Consider the following 1361-nt stretch of genomic DNA (forward strand, 5'->3'; position numbering starts at 1 on the left):
ATCTCATTACAAAATAATTTTTGATCTGTTTTACCATTTAAAAACTGATTGCAGATACCACTTATCTCTTTCTTCTCATTTGTATAAAAAGCTGTCTCATCTGAGATTATTTCTGACTTGTACTTATAAGATTCTGTTTTGCTTCCAATTCCAACAACCATGTAATCTGGTGTCATTCTCTCCATGATAGAATTACGTGCCGAATCATTAAAATGAACATATTCGTCAATCATGTCTGAAAAACCTGCTTGTAATTGCTCTGGAACATACATTTCATTTACTTTCCTTAGCCCCGCTTCACTTGCACTTAACAAAAATACAGATTCATAAGAAGTTCCTCTATATCCCTCCTGAGCATTCAAAGAATCTACATCTGCTGTCATTGCATTAATCTTCTCTTTTAAATCTTTCATTTCATCTTCTGTCAAATATTCAGAAGCATTTTCGTCCAGCCATTTTTCAAAAACCTCTGACTGATTTTCCGAACAGCCTTCAAACGCACTTTGTTCTCCAGAAATGGAAGTTGCTTTCAAATCTAATTTGAATAAATTTTCACATTTATATTCTGCTGGTATCTCTCTTATCTCTCCCATAATAGATGAAAAATGCATTGTATGAAAATCCGATACCTTATTACGAGCAGTCTCAACTAACTTTCTTGCTGAATCACTGATTTTCACATCATCCTCCGAAATAATATTCTGAGGAACAGTTGTTTTCTTCTCAACCTTATTTTTTATCATTTCTGGATTATTAATATACCTATTTCCTTGAACTTTCATAGCAACCTCCTTAAGTTAGTCCACACTTTCTATACTTCTTTATCTATCTTGCTCGATGTCAAAGAACCTGCATCTATTTTCAGGTAATCTACATCACTGTCATTGCTCAATGAACCAATAAAACGATTTATATCTACTGACTTTCTGCCACTCTACTCTCTGGTGATGCCATCCAATGCACCAATTTGATATTTTCCTTTTATCGAATCCTCTTATGCCTTAATATCAAAACTTGATCTATCAGGTGCAGAAATACTCACAGATTCTGCTACAAGGCTCTGTGTCATACTTTTTACATCATTACCAGTTACGGATAAGGTATAATCACCCGTTTCTTTTCCTTCTGCCGATTTTTCTGCACGTTTCTTTGCAGCTTTTTCTTCCTCTGCTTTTTTAGCAGCTCTTTTTTCTTTTACCTTTTCCTCTTTTTCTCTGTTCTCTTTTGCCTTTCGTTCAGCATTCTCTTTCGCTATTTTCCCATCTGGATCATTTGTACAAGATGCTGTCTCTATAATATTTCCGTTTGCATCAATCATATAACTCTGATTTGTCACAGTGCCCAAACATCCATTAATCGTA

General features: G+C 34.6%; 2 protein-coding genes. Both read right to left on the minus strand.

Features of this window, described 5'->3' with window-relative positions; translation table 11 throughout:
• Positions 1-782 (minus strand): hypothetical protein (locus M72_RS14130; RefSeq protein ID WP_055068683.1); only part of this gene is annotated, 782 nt, incomplete at its 3' end.
• Positions 783-994: 212 nt separating this feature from the next.
• A complete protein-coding gene (locus M72_RS14135; protein ID WP_261291841.1) occupies positions 995-1318 on the minus strand; it encodes a hypothetical protein in 324 nt (107 codons plus the stop codon).
• Between the last annotated feature and the right edge of the window lie 43 nt (positions 1319-1361).

The sequence above is a fragment of the Roseburia faecis genome, from assembly GCF_001406815.1.
GTDB lineage: Bacteria > Bacillota > Clostridia > Lachnospirales > Lachnospiraceae > Roseburia > Roseburia faecis.

What these genes read in the sequence shown, in the direction of transcription:
- M72_RS14135 (WP_261291841.1), bottom strand. Translation starts at nt 1,318, where the DNA reads ATGATTGATGCAAACGGAAATATTATAGAGACAGCATCTTGTACAAAT.